Source organism: Paenibacillus sp. FSL W8-0439 (assembly GCF_038008995.1).
Lineage (GTDB): Bacteria > Bacillota > Bacilli > Paenibacillales > Paenibacillaceae > Paenibacillus > Paenibacillus polymyxa.
The window spans coordinates 2875893-2894909 of sequence record NZ_JBBPAK010000001.1 but is presented as its reverse complement, the minus strand read 5'-3'; the positions used below and the strand labels follow the sequence as shown (position 1 = coordinate 2894909).

The following is a 19017-nucleotide window of genomic DNA, read 5'->3' as shown; positions in this document are numbered from 1 at the left end:
GATCACGATACAACCTTATAGTGCTTAGTAGGTTTTAGTCGTCTGTTTAGCACAACAACTTGAGCCATTCCAAAATTCTGAAACTTCTCGGTACAGTCTTGCTTATCATTTTGATTAGCAAGGAAGAAGTCATAATTTTCTTTTATTTGTTCTTCCCATTCATAGTAATTAGCAGATACCATATTAAACTTTTCTTCAATCCATATTAAAGATAAACAGGCATGATATGAACTTCTGATCTTCAAAAAAACTTCGTCATCTACATCTTTAGGTGGAGTGCCAAATAAGAGTTCCTGCATTGTTTGAACACCACATTTCTCATTCATCAAAAACATCCCCTTTCTATAAATACGTTAATTGTATCTGACCTTCTCTCGCTAATTCTAACCTAAAAAGTTCGCATCTGGATTGGCTACACTTAGTTGGACAATAAAAATGAGGGCTTGTAGAATAAACCTATCATCCTAAGGAGCGGATCTCTACAATGCCGAAACAACGACGTACGTTTACAGCAGATTTCAAGAAGCAAATGGTGCAATTATACGAGAATGGGAAGCCCAGAGCAGATTTGGTGGAGGAATATGGCCTCACCGCATCGGCTCTAGATCGCTGGATTAAACAAGCTCAGACAACGGGCTCCTTCAAGGAGAAGGACAACCGTTCACCCGAAGAAAACGAACTTCTTGCATTACGCAAAGAAAATGAGCGCCTTAAAATGGAGGTCGACATTTTAAAGCAAGCCGCGCTGATCATGGGACGAAAGTAGCTATCATCCAGAATAATCGGGATAAATACTCGGTATCAGCAATGTGTGACGTCCTGCAACTCGCAAGAAGCACGTTCTATCACGAAGCCAAGGAACAGACAAACGACAATGACCTAGTGGAAGCCGTTGTGGATATTTTTCACAAGAATCGAAGAGCCTATGGCACTCGAAAACTCAAAGTCAAACTTCTGGAACGCGGCATGGTTGTTTCCAGACGTAGAATCGGTCGAATCATGCAAGAACAAGGACTGGTTTCCACGTACACCGTGGCGCAATATAAGCCCCATAAAACGGCATGTAATGAAGCCGTTACGGCAAATGTTCTGGATCGTGAGTTCGAGCAGGAGGAAGCCAAACGCTTCATCGTCAGCGATCTGACTTATGTGAAGATCCAGAACCGATGGCATTACATTTGTGTGCTGATTGATTTGTTCAATCGAGAGATCATTGGCCATAGTGCAGGTCCAAACAAGGATGCTGTTCTGATTTCCCGCGCTTTTGCAACGGTACAAGGTGATTTGCGTCAAATTCAGTGGTTTCATACCGACCGTGGCAGTGAGTTTAAAAATCAAAAGATGGATGAGCTTTTGAAGACGTTTGATATTGGCCGTTCACTCAGCATGAAAGGCTGTCCATATGACAACGCCGTCGCCGAAGCCACCTATAAAATCATGAAAACAGAGTTCATTCACCAGATGAACTTCCAGACCCTTCGTCATTTGGAACTGGAATTATACGATTACGTTAACTGGTTTAACAAACATCGAATTCATGGAACTTTGGGCTATATGACGCCTATTCAGTATCGTCATGCAGCCCTTAAAAAAGTTGTTTGATTTACTGTTGACAATCCACATCTAACATGGCGAAAGTATTACAACAACGAGCGATAGTCTAAGGATAAGTACAATAAATAATTAAAGTATTTTTGAGGCCTTTATAATACCTGTATCCACTTAAAAAGTATATATCATTCATTTTTCAAAATTCAGCAGACATAACATTTCTACTGTTTTAGAAAAAAAGAAAGCCCGGTTCACATTGAAAAGAGATCAAGCTTTCTTAAATATAATTACTCTACATGCGTGGACATTTATTCTATATAATATTAATCAGTGTTGCTTCTACATTCAATTCGATCTTCTGCTTTACCACTAATGGGATCCACCAGTTCTTTCTGGTTGATCCTTTTTTTCATTTGCATAGAGGATTAAGATAGACTACTAGAACGTACCTGCCAGTGGGACTTGATCCCAAGCGCTATAGCGTTCGCCCCACTTGTCATGACCATGATTGAGGCTGGTTGGGACGTAAGATCCCGTATAAAAAGCGATGCTATGGAGCGACAAGAAGAACCTTAGGGATGCCTGTGAATCTAAACTTACAGGGAGAGATGAAATGAATCCAGTTGGCGGCATGGAGCTAACTCCTATTTTTCTTAAAGGTGTATTCAAGTTCTTGGGGGTTCTTGACTAAACCCGATTGACGATCTCAACTACCCCGAATAAAGAAAAACTGCTGAGGACATCAGCAGAAGGGAGGAGAATAAGATATCAAACCTATTCGCTTCAAAGGCTTTCTCGAACCCCTATTAATGAGAGCGATACTTTTGGAACTCCCTCGGCAATTGAATTGCATGAGATTATAGTTAGGTGTTTATTTAATAGGTAAACATTAGAAGTTTGTTCTCGACTCGGGACAAGAATTTTCCGATAAAATAAAAAAGCCGCAAAATAACGACTTTCAATGGGGTTATGTTCTTGTCCCTCATTAGATCATTACTTATTGCACCACACTTAGCAAATCATATTTTTCACCGCAAGTTTTCTTTCATAATTTTTAAGCTTAAAATAGCATGTAGGTTGAATTGCTTGAAAACTACACGCTATTTTTAGTCAGAAATACTAACGCATATATGATATAGTCCAGTTATCATGCCATTCCTGATATGATTAGTTAAAGCAATCTTAATTCCTGAAAAATAAAATTCATTATCTATGCGGAAATCAATAGTTTCTAACTTATATGGATAATTGTGCTCAGTTATATGCTTTTTATACTTCAACCAAAATGATCCAAAATCTTTTATCTTTACATAACTGATAATAAAATTAAATGGGAGGCCCGTTGTGTCATATTTAAAAATTTTATTAATGTGGAGATTTAAATAATTTGCATCTAATGATGATAAATTTAGTGCTTCAATAATCGAGTACGGAATATTTTTTTCTTCAATAAGAAGGTCAACTTCACCAGCGGATTTTCCAGTATTTGAAACCCCCCACCTTGTTTGATCTTTTATATAAAACCCTGTAGTTTCCAAGATGTTCTTTATGAATCCATTCCTATCATCTTCAGAGACATTTCGATATAAATGATTTCCTTGTAATTTTACACATGCATTAACAATTGAATTTAACAACACATCATATGAATAACGTTTTGTACTTTCAAGAAGCTTCAATACTGCGACAGTTTTATTGGATTCATGCAAGCTTTTTATAAATTCATCTATATCTTTATCATTAATCGTAGGATAAATCTCTTTAATATAACTAAGGCTTGTGTCTTGTCCAGTAACAGTATCGCTTATGACAATATTCTTTAGGTAATTTAAGAATTTTTTTTCAATATCAGTTATACTATCTTGATTTAGCAAGACATCTATTTTTGAGAGAGACGCTTTATAATTAAACTTAAATATTGGTTCAATAAAATACTCTATGATTTTTTCACTTGTATTATGCACTATTTTTCCAAAGAAAAGATTTTCTTTATACTCTACATTTTTCAATTCATAAAATTGAACACATAAATAATTAAATTCTTTCCTATAATCTATCCAATAATCAGGATTCTGGCATTTGATTTTTTGTAGCTTTGAAATACATCTACTAATTCCAATAAACACTGTATTAGAATATTCATCTAATGAGAGTAATCTTGTTTCCCAAATTAACGTCATAATACGTACATATATCTCATCTGCAGACTGTGACTTGAAGGATAAGATGTCTGTTAAATATCGACATATGAGCTTAAGTATTCTGGCATCTATTCTGTTATCATCATTTTGTTCTGCTGCTAAAAAAAAACTTTCTGCAGCGGTTATTTTAATCTGGTAATCTTCTTTCGATATTGTATCGTTAGCATCGAAAATTTGAATTAATCCCATTTGATAACTTGCTTCCGACACTATTTCACAATTCTTATCATTAGATTTTTCTTTCAAAATTTCTTTTATATCGTCCGATTCATTCTGATAAAATAAAGATAAGAACCTAAGTCTTAAACATTCCAAACTGGTCTCTTGTATCTCTTCCCATTCATCAAGCAATAGCCCAATCATTCGTCGTTGTTTTACTTTACCTCTATAGACTAGGGTTAGTAAATCGCATAAGGCCCTTCGCTTACAATATATTTTTTCACCAGAATCTTTTAAAACATTTTTAGCAAATAAATAAATTTCTTTTTCATTTAATGTGTCTGCTTCAGTAAGAAGATTCTCTTCATCCCAATATCGTATTCTTTCCTTTAGCTCCGAATTAAAATAATCCTCCCCTATTTTCATTAGAACACATAATCTCCTTCAGGATAGACCGTTTGATTCATTAGAACATTCTCTAATTCACGAGTTGCAGTACCGATAATTATTTGCAAATTCTCACCGTATCGATCGTTAATATTTTTAAGTACATCCTTTAGTCCATCCAAATATCTAGAATCCCCTTCTTCTTTATTTGGACTATCAATTATAAGAAATCGTGTATGACGGCCAAAATTTTTCTCTATGTCCAACTGAATTAATCCTAAATAGAAAGCAATCTTTACTCTTAACTGTTCACCTTCTGCAATCTCATCAAATTTCATACAAACATCATTTTGAATATAAGTCACATTGAATTTATTATCGATCTTAATATCTGTTATTGATTCAAGGCCAAATTCTTGAATTTCTGCCAACATCATTCTTGCCAAGCTGTCTAAAATACCTTTGCTCTTTTCATACCTTTTTTGATCTAGGAACTCAATCGCTGAATTCAGTACCTGCAGTTCCTCTTCCATTTTTTCTAATGTTATCTGTTCGTTACTAGTTTCACTGATACTGTCCTTCTTGTAAAGCAACACAGCACGTTCAGCTATTAACGTTTTTTCCTCTTCTGATATATCGCTACTATTTTGTCTTACCAAATTAATATTACTGATAATTTTAGAGAGGTCAATTTCCATTTTTTCTTCATATTTCAATTGTTGATTCAACTGATTTTTTTTTGTCTCAACCTTTTGATTCACTTGTTCTAAATTATCTTTAATGTCCTGTATTTTCTTTTTAATTAAACTTATTTCATTCTCTAATTTTTCCAAAATTATCTTTGTTTCGTCGATTTTGTGGATATAAATTTGCTTGTTGTCATCATCGATACTTACTTGCTCGTGGCATAATGGACAAGCCCCATTAATTTGAGAGTGATGATTGTTAACCTCTTGATTACAACTAGGACAACTCTTAATGTCTAGATTTGAAAAAAATTGCCCAATCTCTATATATTCTAGTAAGTCGTTAAGGAGACGGTTGTTTCTTACTATCTCCTTACGAATTCGTTTTTCCTCGTATTCATACTCGCCAAGCTTTCTTGATAGTTCAGTCTGCTTTTTAATTTCCCTGCTAGATTCTTGACTCGTCTTTAATGTTTCTAAATTAGTATGGTTCCATTTTTTTATTATTCGGTTATATTCATTTTGAAGTCCGGAAAGTTCTTGCATTAGTGAGTTATTGTTAATTCGTTCTAGTTTCTTTTGAATTTGCTCCAATTCTAGGTCAACTCCATTTTTTTCGCTTTTTGCTTCACTATCCTTCCGGCTCTCGAATTCCTTATACTTGCTCGACTTAAACAGCAGCATATCCCTTTTGACGCTGAGATGATTTATCCAATTAGTATATTCAAAACCTAGCAACATTTGAAAAACCTTCTGATTCTGTCCCCCATAGAAAGAAACACTATCTTTTGATTCCAAATAAATAGATTTATAATATGTTTTCCAACTTGCACTTGCTTCCACAAGATCGTTACTGTCTTTTGCTGAAGACTTTTGTGTCCATTTTAAAGAATAATAGGAAAATTGATTGAAGAAAAACTTCTGAATTTCTTCGGCATATTTTGTGTTACTATTCGCTTCAAATATGATCTTGTCATTAATAGAATTAACATCAACAAGATTGAGGTCTTTCCAAAGAATATTATATAGAATTCCTTTGAACCTTTTTTCCAAAGATATTATTACAGTGTAGTCTTTATTACTAATCTTAAAACCTAAGGTAACGTTTTTTATCCATGGTCTGACATCAGCTTTAATACTAGTTACATCTCCAGTTAAAGCTGCTTTTAGAACTTTTAAGACTGTAGATTTACCTCTCAGATTGTCTGCTATAATTAAATTTACACCTTGTTTAAACTCATTGGTAAAATTAATATTGTCACCGTTTTTCTTTAGACCATTAAATCCTAGATAATTTATAATCAGTCTTTTTCCTGTTGATAAAGGCATATCTTCAATTACAGAATCGAAATCAATAAGCACCTTCACTTGATTTAAATTTATATGGTTAAATCCCTCAATTAATCTACTAATGTGTTTTTCTAGTTCTTTATTCATAAACTCTCACCAAACTCCTTAAAAAACTGATTTTTTACGAGTTCTTGTATGTCAGTAATATACTCTTTATATGAAGTATTTTTATATTCTTCAATTTGGTACTGTAGTGCTTTTAAATCTGAGCCGGAGAAATCTCCGAAGTACTTTTTAATTAATTTACACCTTTTAACATACCATTTTAGCATCTCAAGATTCTCAAGGTTCTCAGTCATTTTCTGATCTGCTTCCTTTGTTACATAATAGCTCTTTTTGATTACCCTTAAGCTTGTATCACGTTCACTTGCGTGTTTGATAAACCCACAAGATATCAAAAAAGCAATAACTTGATCTATGTCCTCATATGCACCGAAAAAAAATTTTTCCATTTCTAGCCTTCGAATTTCAGGTTCGTTTTCAATGAATATTTGTTTAATTTCATCTTTAATTTCTGTTTTTTTAATCGTACCTGTCTTTAATTGTTCCATAAGTTCATAAGCGAGATAATCAGGGTTTCTTAAAAGAAAATCTAGTTTCTGAATTTTCACTTCTGTTTGCATTACTTTACAGCAATCAGGACGGCTAGGATCATGATACTCCTCCCCGAAGAAATAGATTATAAAGAATATTCTAATGCGATCCTTAAATAACCTTATTTTGTTATGATCTATATCCATAAGATCCTGAATCCCTCATCTCTCTTTATAATCATCTGATAGAAGAATTTACATTAATTTCTCATCGATTTTGTTATTTAAGGCGAAAATTTTTTTGATTCCTTACCACAATCATCTTGTAATGCAAAAACAGTCATGCACGAAAAAAATATGTAGGTACACCGAAAATACGGAATCACATTTTTTCTCCCCACTCACCTATAATAATTTCACTCTTGGTTAGACCTAATGTTTTCAATGTAACAGCAGGACCTATTCCCTATAATACCTGTTTTTTGTGAGAGAACCCCCTCACCCATTTTCCATTATTATACCAATATGAAAGGAATAGGTCTATATATTTATAATACGAAACTATATATAGTTATAAAGAACCATAATAAGAGATTAGTCACTTTCTCCATAGCTTTCTGAGCAATCAAACTCTGGCTTCGCTTCGTTTGAGTTTCCGGCTTCTTCTTCATCTTAGCCAGTGACTTTTGGCGTACGAGTATGTAGACTCGTTTGATACCGATAAATTAAGCGAATTAGTTCACAGAAGGAATCTGAATTAGAAGTAACTCGGTTTTCAAGTACTTTTGGTTGAGACTTTTGTACTCGTTTAAAAGTAACATTGAAAATAAAACTGAATCGACTAGAATCCAGTTTTTTCAGAACTTTTTCGACATGTACTCCGCAATAGATTTTATCACTTCTTCGTTTCTACGATAGTATGTCCATTTGCCAATCCGTGTAGCATGCAAAAGTTCCACTTTTTGCAACATCGAAAGATACTGAGATGCTGTAGATGGTGTCATATTTAATTTTTTCGTGATCTGACTGACGCACACTCCCACCTCGACCAGATCAATGTCTTGTTGTGAAGTGCGATTAAAATTCGTATGAGGATCTTTCAACCATTCCAATATTTGTAGACGAGCTTCATTAGCCAGCGCTTTAAATAATTCTAATTTGTCCATGGCATAGATTATACTTCGAAGATTCCCGAAATGTTAATTGGTTTGTATGGCCCTTTAAAAAGGATTGTAATTAAGTCTGAATCATTAAGTTGAGCAATTTCATCACCAGTTATTTCAAGCATTTTCATCCCCCTTATAATATCAAAGACAAAAGTATGGAAATCTTTTGTTTTGAACAGTGAAATGATAGTTTTCGTTAAACATTTCAAGGAATGTGGGGATTAACTTGTTCTCGATATTATTAAAGGACGGCAATTGCCGCCCAGGGTTCAATGTTATCTCAAGATTTAACCTAGAAATATTAACTTTCTAGTCTCTTGCAAATTTATCATGCCAAATTTCTTGCTAGCCCCTTTAGATCCAGTCCATCTGCTAAAAATGCTCTTCGTATTAAATCTGGTGCTACAAACTCATCATATTTCCCTAAATACGGGGCTTCTTTGTCTTCGAGCAGTTGCTCCTCATTACAGTTCTTACATGCAAGGATCATTTCCCGTAAAAGTGTTGGCGCATCACATTGCCCAGATACAATCAAATAGTATGGCTCCATAGGAACGACTGATCGTAATGAAAGCCTAGTGGAAAGTGTATGTTTGATTAAACGCTCCATGGTCCGAAATTGCTTGCTTCCCACCCAGGGAAGAATGAACAAGGAATCGCCTCCTGCCGGAATCACAATCTCCTTGAGCAATCCGCTCTCTCTTGCCAGACGTCTGGCCCGCTCCAAACGATTCGCAGCTTCAGGTGAGAGATATGAGTAGATTTCCTCGCCCGCCAGCACATCCCTCATCTTTTGCGTAACCAGGGTATGAGTATCTCCCCCAGATCCAAGCCATAACGTGTCTACCTTCCCTTTAGCCGCTTTGACGTATACAGCTTTGTGCTTTGTATCTACCTCCACTACCTTCCACAGCTTGCCGGCAAGAGAAAAACAATAACCTGGCGGTGGGACAGTGGTGATGGAACCAATTTCTTCAGACCCATTGTAGACGGAGTGTTCCTCATCATCCTTGAACACCGCATAGAATCGAAAATTGTTAACGATTTTCTCACCTGTGAGACCGATGATCAAGTTCTTATCCTCTGTCCACTGAATATGGTCTGTTTGAATCAAATAATTTAAAAAGGTCTTATACTGCTCTGGAGTTACTCCCCTAAAGGAAGGTAACGTTAATATCGCCCTCGCTAAGTCAGCAGGCTGGGCTTCTCCCATGCTTTTTAGGATGCTCATGGTCTGATGGTACATTGTCCCGATCGGGAGCCTGCGAGTCTCCAGAGGCTCTACCCACTTGTGCCGGACATATAGCTCGATGACGGCAATTGCCCGTAGCAAGGTCCAGGGAATTCGAGCCGGGAGTGGAGCCTCTTCGTCCTCTTCCTCATGAATGACAAACATCATTTCGGATGCCTTATCCTCCCTCCGGCCGGAGCGGCCAAGCCGCTGCACGAAGCTGGATGTACTATAAGGAGCACCAAGCTGGACAATCCGCTCTAATTCACCTAAATCAATCCCAAGCTCCAGTGTTAGCGTTGCAGCAGCTACAGCGGGGCCTGGATCGCTTTTCAGAGCATTCTCTGCTTCCTCTCGAAGCATGGCCGATATACTGCCGTGATGGACATAGAACACATCTGGTTGATGACGTTGCGCAGCAACCCTTCTCATTTCTAGCGTAGTCAATTCAGCATCTGAACGGCTATTGGTGAAAATCAGGGCTTTTTTGAGATAGGTGCTCTCGTAAATGTGATTATAGTAAGCTTTCTTAGCATTTTGCAGTTGTACTGCCTGTTCCTCATCACGGGCATCCGGGAATGAAAAATGATCTACTCGTAGCCGCAGCTTGCGGACAGCTGAAGAGGACACGACTTCCACTGCTTGCTGGCTTCCAGCCCCCAACCATGCTTTGGCTGAATCATAGTCGCTCAGTGTGGCCGATAATCCAATTCGACGTGGTTTCACACAGGTCATGCGCTCAAGACGGTTAATCTGGCTTAGCACCTGAATACCACGGTCTGCCCCCATAAAAGCATGTACCTCATCTACAATCACATACCTTAGGTCTCCAAAGAGACTAGGAATGGCACTGGGACGGTTCATCAGTAGCCCTTCCAACGATTCTGGCGTAATTTGCAGAATTCCGGAGGGACTGCGCACCAGCTTCGTTTTTTCGGATTGGGGTACGTCCCCATGCCAATGCCATACGGGGATAGGTGATCCCTGTATCAATTCCTTAAGTCTCTCAAATTGATCGTTTATCAGTGCCTTTAAAGGACCAATGTACAAAATGCCTACGGACCGGGAAGGTCGTTCATGCAATTCAGTAAGAGCGGGAAAGAAAGCAGCCTCTGTCTTTCCCGAAGCCGTTCCTGCGGCAATCAGTAGATGATGTGGAGTATCAAAACATATCCGGCACGCTTCTACCTGAGCAGCTCGTAGCTCGTTCCACTTTTTCTTATAAATGAACTCCTGCAAAAATGGAGCGAGCCGATGAAATGGATGTTGCGTCATAATTCAAACTCCGACAGAAAGTCATTGACTTCATCCGGATCTGATTCTGCGGGGGCAACTGACCTCTCCCCAACGAGCTGTGCGAACGAAACCTCAGGATTCTGGTGCAACGTATGAAGGAGATCCATAAAATCCCGGATTACCTCCCGTGGTGTGAGTAACTGGTCAGCACCAAGTCGTCCTACGGCTGTCTGCATAAATGAAATAAGGTCCTCATTCGTTAATGATGAGCTGTATCCAAAATGCTGACCATGAATTTGAGTCAAACGCTGCAGTAGAATAAGAATTTCTTCATGAGACAGCATTTCAAGCTTTAGAATCGGACCCGTATAGTTCAAGTAGCCTTGATTCGCATATCTTCCTTCAATCAGCCGGGAGCGAAGAGCTTCATAGCTGAATAGTCCCCTTCGTTCATCCTCTACGAATTTCGGCGTCCCGCCTATGAAAATCCCTAGATTTTCTGCTTTCCCCTGCATTGTGTCGTTAAACATAGTGAGTAGCTTCTCATAGTTGCTTTGTCGGGCAATACTATTGCTTATCTTGTATAGATTAACTGCTTCGTCTATAAAGAGAAGAAGGCCCTTATAACCGATTCGCGAAACAAATTCCGCCCAGAGTTTGATGTACTCATACCAGTTCTCATCATCAATAATGACACCCACATTCAGCTCTCTTTTGGCCTCCGTCTTGGTTGGAAATTCCCCTCTGAGCCAGCGAAGAGCAGACTGCTTTTGGTGATCGTCAGCAAGCTTGTAGCCATTCCAGTAAATGGACAATACTCGGGCAAAGTCAAATCCGTGCACTAGACTTTGCATCTCCGTTGTAATCTCGAAAATTTTCTGCTCCACCTCAACGTTCAAAGCAGGATCATTAGGACGAAGTGACTTTTCTATCATCACTTCTTGTTGGATAGAAGCTATCCACTTCTGAAGAATAGACTCCAGGGCCCCCCCATCTGGTCGTGTCCGCGTGGACAAATGCATCATCAGCTCACGATAGGTGGCTAGGCCCTGTCCTTTCGTTCCCACAAATCTTCGTTCTGGAGATAGGTCAGCGTCCGCTACCACAAAATCTCGATCCATTGCATAATTCCGAAGCGTCTGCAGAAGAAAGCTTTTACCGCTCCCGTAACGGCCCGTAATAAACTTAAAGGCCGCCCCTCCCTCTGCAATATTCTCCATGTCTCTTAAAATGGCTTCAACCTCTGCTCTACGGCCAACTGCGATATGCTCGAGTCCTATCCGCGGTACTACTCCGGCAGTCAGAGAGTTCACAAGGGCCGTGGTAAGTCTCTTAGGTATTTTTTGTGCGCTCATATTTTGTTCCAACATTCTGTTCACCTCTTCAAATTCTTCACATCATTTAGGTACTCTTCCACAACACCATCTTCTGACACGATCAAATCTCCAATATGCTCCATCGCGGCTTGGTTAATTTCGTCGATAAGAAGTGTTGGCATCGTTCCATGCTCTTCTGCCAATCGGCTTAGTTCTATTACGGGTGCATCGCTCATTAGTGTTGCCAAAGCGTTGAAGTGGACTTCGTTCAAGGCTTCCGCCAAGAGTAACCATTCCTCTCCAAGGTCTGCCGTATCCCACGAAGACTCTACAGAGTTATCCAGTGATTGTGCTTCTTCTACAGCAGCACATTGTAAATGGGTGACTAGTTCCGACTCATGCGAGACTTCCGCCGACATATGAGCGTCATTTGATGTCTCGAGTGGATCTTCTATTTCTTCAATCGTTAACATCTCACGCACATACTCTGTATCCAATTGAAGCTGTGCTAGTTTATCAGTATCAATTTGAATGGCAGTTGCAATAGACTGTTTGGCATACTCTCTGGCTAAGTAACGATCAATTAGTGTCTCCACTTCTGGTTCCAAGGAAATCCCTTTTAACCGTCCCTTAAAGCCTTGGTATTCACGGAGTTTATTCTCGGCAAATTTGATAATCTGAGTAATATATTCTCGTAATGGTTCATGATCTAAAATGGGCAAATGACTGACGGAAAAAGTGCTGCCGTAAAGTCTATTGTTATATACTGCACTACGAAACAGGTATCTTTGTGTCACTAGCATTTCACCAGGAGAAAACATATCTATTAGACGCACGCCGTGTATTTTACTGATATAGCCATCCACAACGGCGAGAATACGGGGGATATAGAATTCAAGATCATCCTTTCCTTCTCCCAAGTAGAATCTGCTTCGTTTCATATCATAATTGCTTAAGCTTAATAGCATATCCAATGAAAGCTGAAGCGGAGATTCCTGGAACTTGCTTAATAACTCCATTGCAAGAAACTCTCCAGGTAGCCTATCCGGCTTCCTTGTCAATACATCCAGTTCCCCAATTGTACTTGTTAACTGGTGGACTAACGCAAAATCATATATCCAGTTAAATAAGTAGTTCTCAAGTTGACGATAAGCTTCACCATAGTGGATCAGTAGCTGTGTAAGCTGGAATAGTCCATGCTTTGGCTCTGCCCATCCTACTCCATTAATGAGCTCATAGATATGCATAAAAATATAGGATAGGTCCGTCTCTGGGTATCTCATGTTCCTGACTTCCGATCTCCAGTAAAAATACCATTTTTGTTGGGAGTCAGTCATGTCCTGATACGTAGGCCAGTAGCTCATGAATTGAACAAAAGGCGCTGGTTCACCGTTGCGATCGGCAAGTGACTCGGCCTGTTCCACAAACTGCTGCTCTCGAGATTCGTATTCTACTGACACTTTCACGGTGCGTTCCTGAAACGAGATTGTGCTTGCTGGTATATTAATTCCCACGTCCTCTTCATTGGACTCATTTAGGTCAAACTCTGAGAAAAAGAGATCATCTGAGCTATTCTTCACGCTTGTATTCACCTTCATCTGATAGGGTTCTGGCAGTAAGGCAAGCGGGGCGTTCTGATCAAAAATGGTCCAGCGCTGCTCGCTTGCAGAATGGAGTTGCAATAGCATTTCATGCGCTGATTTCACATTACTCTGCTCAAGGTAATTGGCATCTGAAAACAAGGAAAATCTGCACTGAGACTTGATGGATGAGAGTGTTCCGTATATTTTGGTGTCTGTACTTTTTGTTATAAGATCCGGCTCCAACATAATTAGCAAATCGTACTTCTGCTTTATTAAATCGGTTTGCTTGCCCAGAACACTTGGTGTCACTGCAATATAGGAAACGTCCTCCAGTTGAAGTCGATTCGCTTCGGCCAAGGACGTGATCCACGTGAAATTAAACGTATCACTGCATTGCTTTTTTAATGACTCCAACATTACCTTGGTGCCAACCATGAGGATTTGCACTTTAGGAAACTGAGTGATTAGTTGAAAGAGATACTCTAGAAGAGGACTCCCCCAAATGACCTGTCCCCCTTTAACTCCACCATTCAGGCCCCAATGTGCCAGAAATTGAAGATGCTCTAATACAGGGGTGCTTGATTGGTGTGGCCAGTTGAACTCAGGGAACTCAATTTTGCTCCAGGGACCTTCTAAACGGTAGCCTCCTCTTTCGAGAATTTCCCGAGCTTCTAAAGAAAAAACGTTATCTAAAGAGAGACCATTTACAGCGCGTCCCATAACCCCGATACCTACTCGCCTTAAATCATCTACCGCAATCCATCCCGATCCATTCCTTATGTATTGCAATCTGGGTTTCAATCGTCGGGAGATTGCAGCAGCGCTCATCTGGACACCTTCAACCTTAAGCATAGGCGTTGCAGTGACTTGGCCTATGCCATTATTAATTTGAACCGATGCTGCAAGGATGAGCTTAATTGCGCTCTGAATAGGATGGGCTTGTAGTAATCCTTGAACATCGCCCGAGGTAAATCTCTTCCATTCCCCTTCGATCTGTGCAACTACATTGGGTATATCTTCCCCTTGAAGAAGGATTAGCCCATTTTCGTCTTCAGGGTGCTTAGACAGGAAATCATTCAAGTGAGCTGGATGCGGACCGGGGTATAGATGGTTTCCATCTAAGAGATAACCTTCTAGACCAGGAATTCGCTTTGGAATATCGACGTGCACGTTTACTCTTAACTGAATAGCATCTGGACCAAACTCATAAATATGAAAATGTACTGCTTCTTGGGATTCTAGGATGATAGGACTATATACTGGAAGCTTTCTGTTAATCATATCTGGTAGAATATTCGTCAGCAAAAAAGGAAGTTGAGTGGGTTGAATTTTACTGAATACCCAGCTTCGATCTACTGAGGTCCAATCAGGAAGATGCCAGACTTGGTTTCCTTTTATGAACCAACCATGGTCAAAGTTCTCTAAATATTCTACTCCACTCGGTAGTTCCATAAGGATCTCATTTTGACTTGAGTTCCATACAACTTGAATTATAAAATCATCCGGTGGAGGTATTTGATTCAGATCCAATATAATTGGATCGATTTCAAACTGTATATGGCTTGAACCGACACTCTCCATGAAAGAGATTGCTGTCTTTCGGAGAATTAACACGTCGGTTAAACCAAGCTCAATTTCGTTCAAGTCAGTATTTCTCCATCTACTGAGAACGGAGTTATCTAGTAATGAAGGAAGTGATAGCACCTTCTGAATAGCTATAGATCGATGTTTTGACCAAGCACTAAGTATAAACCTTTTATTGGGAGTAAAATACAGTTTCAAAGTATACTTCTTTCGACTAAAAATCCTTAATAAGAACTTCATATCTCCCACCCTTAAACTGAGTCGAATGTACTATTAATAGTATATCATTCTTTGGTGGGGGTTTCTTTTCTAAAACCTATACAACAAACTTATTTCAAGAGAAATTCTATTTCATGTGCTACCAAGAGAGAAGTAAATACTCATATGTAAAATCGAACTACAACCTCCCTCTGCTTATTCTACCTCCTCTGCTTCCTCGACGATGAACTGAAGAATAAAATGAGCAAATGAATTTATTATTTGATCGGCTAAGAATACTACTGTATTTGTATCCCATAAAATGTTCTCAAGTTCTTCTTCCATTTCCTTTACTTTGCTGTCGTCCACTCCATTAAGAGTATATTCCACAAAGAATTCGTGAGCTAAATAATTTCGATATTTTCTGCATTCATGAAAAATATCTATGAATCTACTATTATCTTCAAACTTAAAAACTTTAAAATCCATATTCCTCAAAATAGTTAGCAACTCTTCATTATCAAATGAAGCATCTCCAACTGAATTCTCAATTTTATCAACAAATCTTTTTCTATTCTTCTCGCTAATCCGAAAATCCATATTCTCGTCAAAAAGATCTGGACTTAGTTTGCTTGTTCCCTCCTTTTCCACAATTTCTGCTTGTTCTTTCAGAAACAATATAGTAGCAAGCTTATATTCTAATTTCTGAAGCATCTCGATTAGCCAAGTAAACAGCAACGGAACTTCCTTGGAGATGTTTGCAAATTCTTGTTTCACGAGTAAGTATTCTTTATAGTCATCTTTCAAATCAAATTCCCTCCAGAACGATCTTTCTTGTCATATGATTTATCCAAAATTGTTAAATTTAATAACTAACGTACTTATAGCTATCGCCTTCAAATTAGGCTAATCATTGGAAATTCTAATCTTCTCTTTAATGATTTCACTCGTCTCTCTAACCACCCACAAGCATGTTTTTTCATCATAGGTTCCAATAAAAGTAGGGATTTCAGGTATTGATTTTTCGTGTGTTTCTATTGTTTGTGATTGTACAGATACTAGTAAAGGAATAATTTTATCTAGTGCTTCGTGAAATGCTTTTTCCGATGAGATTCCATTAAACCTAAAATTGTAATGATTATTATTCACCTTTACTTCGATACCCAAAGTAGCTTCTTTTTCTTCAATACCTTTACTTGTTATTTTGTTATATTTTTTATCTTTTACTTTTTTGAAAGTATGTAATATCACGTATCTTATGCTTTCCCACGCTGCACTTGCGATGACCCCTGAAACCAAACCCGCTAGTAATGACGAATTAATTAAAAATGAATATACATTAGTAAAATCTTCGATTGATGCAGTAATATTTCCGTTTTTATCAAATGATTTAAGTTCTATTCCATTCTTCTTTAAGTTTGATCTAAGAATTAAGAGGTCATCTTCTTTTAAAATCCCAGATACATATAATAATCCTAATTCATAATTTGGATTTGCCACGTTACTCATAGTATTCCTCCCAGTAAAATGATTAGCTTACATTCAGCCGGACTCAAGTAATCCAGAGAACCATGAATCCGAATAGGGTTAAACCAGTGCACATAGTCATGTAATTCTGTGGTTAGCTCAGCTAGACTTTCAAAATGACTTTTCATCACAAACTCCGTTTTGAAAATTTTAAAAGTGGCTTCTGCAACAGCATTGTCATAGGGACAGCCTTTCATGCTCAAAGAACGCTCAATCTGAAAAGCCTCTAGAGCATCGTCGATGTGCTTATTATTGAATTCATTACCTCGGTCGGTATGGAAGAGCTGAATGTCATTCAGGTTGCCCTTAATTGAAGCCAAAGCACGGTAAACTAACTTGGCAACCTTGTGGGGGCCTGCCTGTAGCCGATAATCTCGCGATTAAACAGATCTCCAAAGAAGCATACGTAGTTCCAATATGAACCCACTCGGACGTACGTCAGATCGCTTAAAATCATTCTCCATGAGCAGTTGCTTGTACTGTTTTCGAAGTTCGATCAGCTCTAATTCCTCTGGAGTCCGGTTGTCTTTCTCTTTGAAGGATCCTGATGTGGCACTCTGTTTCATCCATTTATCCAACGATAAGGATTTAAATCATATTCCTGAAGATATCTTTTCGGGGTTTGCCACTCTGATAAAGCTGAACCATCTGCGCCTTAAATTCAGCGCTAAAGGTGCGTCTTTCTTTTTTAGTCATGATCCGTTTGCTCCTCCTAGGTTGATCTGTAGTCTACTATATTAGACCACAATTTTTCTGTCTAGAAGAGTGTAGCCGATCCAGCTGTAAGAATTTTCATTATCGAGAACTCCTATATTTGTTCTTTCATTTAACACCATGCCCAAAGAGCTGATGCAGACTAGTCTTTTAGGCATGGCACGGTAGGAAAAAGATGGATTATATCCCTTTCTCTACTTTTTTATTATCAGCAAAATAAACCTTCTGTAAGGTCTAAAATTCTATCACAAACATCGCAATGAACTTGAATTATGATTCCTATACCTGTTGGTATAAAAGTATAAGAAAATTTTGCTCCAGTCACATCAATAGGCACACACATATCCCATTCATTAATTTTACCAGTCATTGTTTCAGTTATTATAAAATAGATTTCTTTGTCATGTACATTATTAAATGTATTCATCATCACCTATGAAAGCCACTCTCTTTCATTATTCAACATTTTATATCTGCAATTATTAATAGAATAAAAAGACTTACTTAGCACTTGAATGTCTATATCCTAAACCTTGGTAATGTTAGACTAATTAATTTTGCATAGTGAAACTAAATCCAGTGCCAGTGCCCTAGATCCATTTAGCCCTTTGATGTATTTTAATGGACCGTTAGAGGACCAATCTAAGCTACTTATTCTATCTAAGTATTTCGGAATTTGCTGGTAATCAATGTGCTTCTTATCAGTATTAACTATCTTCATAAAAATCTCAGTCCCCGTGATAGCAAGAGCGTTAAGGGTTACAATATGTGATATACGATAGTTTTTATAGTCTAACCATTCTTTATTAAACTGTTCTTTTATATTGTTAAAGTAAACAAGGACTAGCATTAACTTATCTTCCTTAGATAATCGAGAAAGTTTATCCGGCTTAAAAAGAATCTCTAAAAGCTTATATAAATTTTGTAGTGTAACATGTCTCCCAGTATTTCTTTTTCCGGTGAGGCTACCAATATAATGGAATGGGCTATCCCCTCTTATTATTAATTCAGTTGCAATCCAACTATTATCATCATAGTTCCTTTTTAAATATCGACTTAGAGAAGTGCCGATTCCCTTGGCTTTAGTGTTGATAATATCAAACAATTGAATTTCCTCATCTTCATCTAGATAATGAAATGCCAAGAATGGAACATGGATTTCCGAATTAGTATCTTGAGTGTATCTCTTAATTCCACCCAGGCGATGCTGGCCATCCATTAATGAAGCTTCATTCTTACATAATAATCGACCAAAAGTTGGACGACTCTTGTCATAAGGCGTGAAATCCCAATGAGACTCTGCATTTACCAGTATAGGAGTGAATAGTGCATTTTCACCTTGGGACAAGTACATAGCGAAGTCATTGCAACGTTTACTATCGACTGGTCTCTGATATCCTTTTCCAGATGGATGGTCGTATGGTTTTACGTAGGTTAATTGAAGGGCAGCTGATGCTGATAAATTCCCCTGATAGGTTACTTTTCCACGCATTTTTGATTGTAGTACATTTTCAATAACATATTGCTGAGCTAATGATGCCATTAAAATTCTCCTTTTAGTCATTTATTTTAAATAATAGGTAATATATATCCTT

At 38.1% G+C, this 19017-nt stretch carries 14 protein-coding genes and 1 pseudogene; 1 reads left to right on the top strand and 14 read right to left on the bottom strand.

All coding sequences use genetic code 11. The annotated features are described in order from the left end of the window. Positions 1 to 2: 2 nt before the first annotated feature. The gene (locus MKX36_RS12220) at positions 3 to 326 is read right to left on the bottom strand and encodes a hypothetical protein (RefSeq protein WP_340864768.1); all 324 of its coding nucleotides are present in this window, start codon (positions 324 to 326) and stop codon (positions 3 to 5) included. A gap of 158 nt (positions 327 to 484) precedes the next feature. On the opposite strand from MKX36_RS12220, the gene MKX36_RS12215 reads away from it, so the two are divergent. Beyond that, positions 485 to 1602, top strand: a protein-coding gene (locus tag MKX36_RS12215) for an IS3 family transposase (RefSeq protein WP_340864767.1) whose coding sequence is annotated in 2 segments (ribosomal slippage) — positions 485 to 731 and positions 731 to 1602 — 1119 coding nt in all. Because the reading frame shifts where the segments join, the coding sequence is not laid out codon by codon here. 387 nt (positions 1603 to 1989) lie between these two features. Here MKX36_RS12215 and MKX36_RS12210 read toward each other — a convergent pair. From MKX36_RS12210 to MKX36_RS12150, 13 genes and pseudogenes are all read right to left on the bottom strand, one after another. After that, a complete protein-coding gene (locus MKX36_RS12210) occupies positions 1990 to 2184 on the bottom strand; it encodes a hypothetical protein (protein WP_340864766.1) in 195 nt (64 codons plus the stop codon). Between the two features lie 473 nt (positions 2185 to 2657). Next, entirely contained in the window at positions 2658 to 4337 is a 1680-nt protein-coding gene (locus MKX36_RS12205; RefSeq protein ID WP_340864765.1) for a hypothetical protein, read from the bottom strand. Further along, the gene (locus MKX36_RS12200) at positions 4337 to 6421 is read right to left on the bottom strand and encodes a hypothetical protein (protein WP_340864764.1); all 2085 of its coding nucleotides are present in this window, start codon (positions 6419 to 6421) and stop codon (positions 4337 to 4339) included. Before MKX36_RS12200 ends, MKX36_RS12205 begins: the two co-directional genes overlap by 1 nt. Then, positions 6418 to 7074 carry a hypothetical protein gene (locus MKX36_RS12195; protein WP_340864763.1) on the bottom strand — a complete coding sequence of 219 codons (657 nt, stop codon included), beginning with the start codon at positions 7072 to 7074 and terminating at the stop codon, positions 6418 to 6420. The genes MKX36_RS12200 and MKX36_RS12195 overlap by 4 nt, the downstream gene beginning before the upstream one ends. 650 nt (positions 7075 to 7724) lie before the next feature. After that, positions 7725 to 8033 carry an ArsR/SmtB family transcription factor gene (locus MKX36_RS12190; protein WP_340864762.1) on the bottom strand — a complete coding sequence of 103 codons (309 nt, stop codon included), beginning with the start codon at positions 8031 to 8033 and terminating at the stop codon, positions 7725 to 7727. Positions 8034 to 8361: 328 nt separating this feature from the next. Then, positions 8362 to 10539: a DEAD/DEAH box helicase gene (locus tag MKX36_RS12185; protein WP_340864761.1), complete on the bottom strand. Its 2178-nt coding sequence runs from the start codon at positions 10537 to 10539 to the stop codon at positions 8362 to 8364. Next, positions 10536 to 11855, bottom strand: a complete 1320-nt coding sequence (locus tag MKX36_RS12180; protein ID WP_103744610.1) for an ATP-binding protein — start codon at positions 11853 to 11855, stop codon at positions 10536 to 10538. The genes MKX36_RS12185 and MKX36_RS12180 overlap by 4 nt, the downstream gene beginning before the upstream one ends. 20 nt (positions 11856 to 11875) lie before the next feature. Next, positions 11876 to 15043, bottom strand: a complete 3168-nt coding sequence (locus MKX36_RS12175; RefSeq protein ID WP_340864760.1) for a TerB N-terminal domain-containing protein — start codon at positions 15041 to 15043, stop codon at positions 11876 to 11878. Between the two features lie 354 nt (positions 15044 to 15397). Continuing rightward, positions 15398 to 15988: a hypothetical protein gene (locus MKX36_RS12170; protein WP_290409915.1), complete on the bottom strand. Its 591-nt coding sequence runs from the start codon at positions 15986 to 15988 to the stop codon at positions 15398 to 15400. A 99-nt stretch (positions 15989 to 16087) separates the two neighbouring features. Next, complete coding sequence (locus MKX36_RS12165; protein ID WP_103042444.1) at positions 16088 to 16690, bottom strand: hypothetical protein; 603 nt, start codon at positions 16688 to 16690, stop codon at positions 16088 to 16090. After that, positions 16687 to 17165 (bottom strand): annotated as a pseudogene (locus MKX36_RS12160) (IS3 family transposase); the annotation flags it as partial. The gene MKX36_RS12165 and the pseudogene MKX36_RS12160, both read right to left, overlap by 4 nt. Before the next feature lie 465 nt (positions 17166 to 17630). Next, positions 17631 to 17855 (bottom strand): hypothetical protein, encoded by a 225-nt coding sequence (locus MKX36_RS12155; RefSeq protein WP_145958752.1) that lies wholly within the window; start codon positions 17853 to 17855, stop codon positions 17631 to 17633. Between the two features lie 114 nt (positions 17856 to 17969). Further along, complete coding sequence (locus MKX36_RS12150; RefSeq protein WP_103042445.1) at positions 17970 to 18965, bottom strand: DGQHR domain-containing protein; 996 nt, start codon at positions 18963 to 18965, stop codon at positions 17970 to 17972. Between the last annotated feature and the right edge of the window lie 52 nt (positions 18966 to 19017).

Excerpts from the sequence above, each read along its gene's own strand:
- MKX36_RS12210 (WP_340864766.1), bottom strand. The coding sequence starts at position 2,184 with ATGCCGCCAACTGGATTCATTTCATCTCTCCCTGTAAGTTTAGATTCA.
- MKX36_RS12220 (WP_340864768.1), bottom strand. The coding sequence starts at position 326 with ATGAATGAGAAATGTGGTGTTCAAACAATGCAGGAACTCTTATTTGGC.
- MKX36_RS12205 (WP_340864765.1), bottom strand. The coding sequence starts at position 4,337 with ATGAAAATAGGGGAGGATTATTTTAATTCGGAGCTAAAGGAAAGAATA.
- MKX36_RS12185 (WP_340864761.1), bottom strand. The coding sequence starts at position 10,539 with ATGACGCAACATCCATTTCATCGGCTCGCTCCATTTTTGCAGGAGTTC.
- MKX36_RS12165 (WP_103042444.1), bottom strand. The coding sequence starts at position 16,690 with ATGAGTAACGTGGCAAATCCAAATTATGAATTAGGATTATTATATGTA.
- MKX36_RS12190 (WP_340864762.1), bottom strand. The coding sequence starts at position 8,033 with ATGGACAAATTAGAATTATTTAAAGCGCTGGCTAATGAAGCTCGTCTA.
- MKX36_RS12200 (WP_340864764.1), bottom strand. The coding sequence starts at position 6,421 with ATGAATAAAGAACTAGAAAAACACATTAGTAGATTAATTGAGGGATTT.
- MKX36_RS12150 (WP_103042445.1), bottom strand. The coding sequence starts at position 18,965 with ATGGCATCATTAGCTCAGCAATATGTTATTGAAAATGTACTACAATCA.
- MKX36_RS12180 (WP_103744610.1), bottom strand. The coding sequence starts at position 11,855 with ATGAGCGCACAAAAAATACCTAAGAGACTTACCACGGCCCTTGTGAAC.
- MKX36_RS12195 (WP_340864763.1), bottom strand. The coding sequence starts at position 7,074 with ATGGATATAGATCATAACAAAATAAGGTTATTTAAGGATCGCATTAGA.